Below are 3,831 nucleotides of genomic sequence, written 5' to 3'. Positions count from 1 at the left end.
TCCGCTTCACTAGGCGCTCTTCCCAACAGACGGCTTAAATGATTGCGATTATCAAGTGTCAACCGCCCCATGGCATCTGCCGCTTGCATGGGGTCAAAACGATCCTGCAAACCATATTGTTTGGCGGTGCTATCGATAAATTGATACAACCCACCAGCAGAAGAACGTGGATTCCTTGCATTCGGATTGCCTCCACTTTCAACTTGCGCAACACGGTACAAATAGCTCTCTGGCAAACCATATCGCGCTGCCGTTTGCCGTATCGCTTGATTAACAGCAGGACTATAACGGGTCATAGCCTAATCTCCTCCCTTACTCAAATGCACTCAATAAATTCAACTCCTCCGTTGAGGCTTTTCCCCCACCTCCAAACAAAGCAGCAGAAAGCTTTTTGAACCATTCTTTTGTCGCATATCCCTTATGATGCGCGTTTACCATGCGTTGAATGAGAGCTACAATTTGATCATTCTTAATCTGTGTCCCCCCTGTTAACAATTTGACAACATCCTTTTCAATCCGTTGACGCTCTCTAAACGCCGCCTCTTTGAAAGGAATCCAAGCAGACTTCCCAGCAGCTTTTGCTAATTGTACAGCTGCATCACGTTTACCCGTTGGCATACTGACATTATGCGTAAAAGATATCTTTTCATCCGCTACACGACCTAGTATTCTGTTATAAAAATCTGCATAATTAGCTTCTTTTTCGACAACCTTCTTGACCGCAGAAGCTTTATCGGCTCCATAAATCTTTGCAAATCGTTTATACAGATCATTCGTACCAAAAATCTCCTTTGCCTTGGACACTTCGTCTTTTGTTTGACCCATACCTTGTAAAAGTTCTGCCCTTGAACCCTTTTTAAAGTATTCTTGTTGTGCCTTTGGTAATTCATCAAAGATTTTACTGAACTCATCCTTATTAACCGACTTGCTAAGAATTTTGGAACCTTCATCCATGGCATCTAAACGTGAACTATATTGGTGATACAATGATCGTGCCTTCTTATATTTAGGCGATATATCATCCATAAGCTCTAATAACTTTTTCTGAATGCCAACTAAGGTATGAACTTTACTATTATCTCCTATCTTCTCGGCTTCATCTCTCATAAGACCAAGTTTAACCTTCGTTTCATGGAGAACTCCCATGTTGGGTTTTTCTTTAAGGAGATTAAATTTTTCAGAAGAAAACGAACTGACTTCTTTGCCACCACTCGTGAATTCCTGTACCCCTCCTTTATAAGCCTGTTTGAAGTATGGACGCTTCATTAATTCATTAAGAGCACCATAATGCTGTTCTCCTATTGGTGTTTTTTGAGCTATTTCGTAAAGAGTATGTGGTTCTGCTTTCCTAATCGCGATAAGATCATCTTTTAAACCTGTAACATTTTGACGAGGAACAAAGTGTTCATCTGCTGCCTGATGAATACGCTCCCCTCCTCCCAACGCTCTCTGTTCAGCTCTCTTGGTTAAATCAAGATAAGCCCCTTGGTTTCTTTTCGCGATATCAAAAACAAGATCCTGTAAAAAAGGACTATGATCAGCTACGTAATCGGTAGGAACTGCTTTTTTAAAAGATTCTCCTAGCTCTTCAGACGCCTCCTTACCTAAATGTTTACTGATTGCTCTTAACGTGTCTGTTGCAACACCTTGCTTATGAGAAGGAGAAAGAAGTCTTCGTATTCCACCGACAGTAGAACCAGCCAAATGACCTAAAGCACTTCCAACCAATGCCCCGCCCGCTCCTAAACCTGCACCAGATAACGTACTTGTAAGTGTATTACCAAGTCCTTCGCCTTCTCCTGCGCCATGTAATGCTCCAGATGCCGCTCCTACTTTAAGCAAATGAGGCAATGTTGTTTTGTTCGTGATGCCTAAAAATGGACTTGCAAATCGACTTGGGGGTAACTGACCTGCTTTCAAAAAGGCTTGACCTAATTTTGACCCCGCCACATTCCTTGCAAGTGTAGGCGCTACAAAGCGTGCTCCTGAGGCTAACAATCCTCCTCCTAAAGTCGCAAGGGAAGGGATTGCCGACCCTAAAGCATTTCCAGCAAAAGAAGTCCAATAATGTTGATCACTCATCCTACGATAATAATCACGTAGTCTATTGGCTTCTTTCTCATATTTTTCTATGGTTTTCTTATCTCCAGTCCAATAGTTGTAAAGCCCCTTCAAAAAAGCACTTATTGCCAACTCATCATCAGAATCACGTCCTGCCGCTGTAATCCCCGCAATCTCATCATCTAAATTAAAACTCAATCCATGCTTTAAAGAGTTCCAAAAAGCTTCACTTTCACTTATTTCGGGATGTTGGGATGATGGTGTTTCTTCAAAATTCGGAGCATCATCGAGAACACGCAAACGATAACGTTTTCCACTTTTAGATGTTACATATTCTGGAGTGCCACCTCTCGAATTGTCATCGAGAACACGCAAACGGTAACGTTTTCCACTTTTAGATGTTACATATTCTGGAATGCTAGTATAAGTATTCATTAATACTCTTCCTTTTCAATACGCTTACCGGTAGACGCATCTATAAACACAGTGATATCATCTCTGTCGATACCTTCCTGCCATTTCATTATAGGTATATTTGCACCACCTCCTTGTGACATCGGTGAATCTACAAAATATTTATCAGAGATTTCTTGGGGCGTATCTATAGGCTGACCTGTTAATGCGTTGTACAGTTGAAGATCATTATGCCTATTGAAAAAATCAAATGCTGTTTTAATTACTTGTAAAGTCCTCTCCAATCCCTCTTTATCTCGCCCAACATCCAAAGAACCAAACATTGATGATAGTGCCTGACTTTCAAAATTTGATATAGGACCAGTTCCTACTGTTCCGCTAGGACTCATCGATTTTAGATTCTCAAATACCGTCCTTAGAACACCACCTCTAATTCCCTCCAATAATTTGTCTAATTTGTACCCATCACTTCCACCAGCTTTTTTCGTAAACCACCCCTTAAATCCTGTAGCACTACCTTTTTGAATGAGTTCAAAAGCAGCTTTCAGATCATTTAATCCAGCTCTCAACTGCTGCTTGGTGGTGAACATATTTTTTATCCTTCTACCCTCCCACTCTTTCTGGGCTTGTAGTTTTTGATTATACTCAAGTTCCTGCATCGACCCCTTAACCGGTCTCGCTCTACGTTCACCTAGTTGTGAATTGGGATCCCATTCATAACCTTTATCTAACTGAGGTTTATCACCACCTGTTAGCATCGCACTAAGCATTTGCGGATTACGTGCCATGAACCGCGCCTCTTCTTCACTGTACCCTTTAGATTTTAGATATTCGACGGTCTGGTTAACCTGCCCTCTTTTTTCTCTTTCCATATCACCACGACGAAGATTCATAGCTGCATTCGCTAAACTTTGTGCTATCGTCCCATCTGATAATGCATAACCAATCCCATAATCTGATAATCTTTGTAAAAACTCAGGACTACGCAAGTAATCCCAAAAACTCTGTTGAGAACCAGTATCTTGGTGAGGAACAGTACTCTGTTGTGGCTGTACAGACTTCTGTGGTTCTACAGATGAAATAGGCTCTGGTAATTGAGACTGCTTTGGTTTCAATGATGCCAAATCTGAAGTTTCAATTGCATTAGGCAAAGGTTCCATACCTAAAGGATTTGGTTGTGAACCAAAGGTCGCTACTGGTAAAGAAGGGACTGAAGACGGTACATACGGTTTTCTGCCTGCCGATCTTAAAGACGAACTTACATCTGGTAAAGGTGAAGTATTTTTAGCTAAACCTAAAGGATTTGATTGTGAACCAAAAGTTGCTATAGGGGAAGAAGGGGTTAAATAAGGTAAA

Annotated in this window: 3 protein-coding genes; all 3 read right to left on the bottom strand. The window is 41.2% G+C overall.

Annotated elements, in window-relative coordinates; genetic code table 11:
• Window positions 1–296 (bottom strand): transglycosylase SLT domain-containing protein (locus ACFIKG_RS08790; RefSeq protein WP_375652144.1); only part of this gene is annotated, 296 nt, incomplete at its 3' end.
• 16 nt (window positions 297–312) lie between these two features.
• Window positions 313–2,496: a hypothetical protein gene (locus ACFIKG_RS08785; protein WP_375652143.1), complete on the bottom strand. Its 2,184-nt coding sequence runs from the start codon at window positions 2,494–2,496 to the stop codon at window positions 313–315.
• On the bottom strand, window positions 2,496–3,831 hold a 1,336-nt coding region (locus ACFIKG_RS08780), incomplete at its 5' end, for a hypothetical protein (protein WP_375652142.1). The genes ACFIKG_RS08785 and ACFIKG_RS08780, both read right to left, overlap by 1 nt.

Source organism: Bartonella sp. LB28NMGDW (assembly GCF_042194435.1).
GTDB classification, from domain to species: domain Bacteria; phylum Pseudomonadota; class Alphaproteobacteria; order Rhizobiales; family Rhizobiaceae; genus Bartonella; species Bartonella grahamii.
The sequence above is the reverse complement of the archived record's forward strand: the minus strand, read 5'-3'. Positions and strand labels throughout refer to the sequence as shown.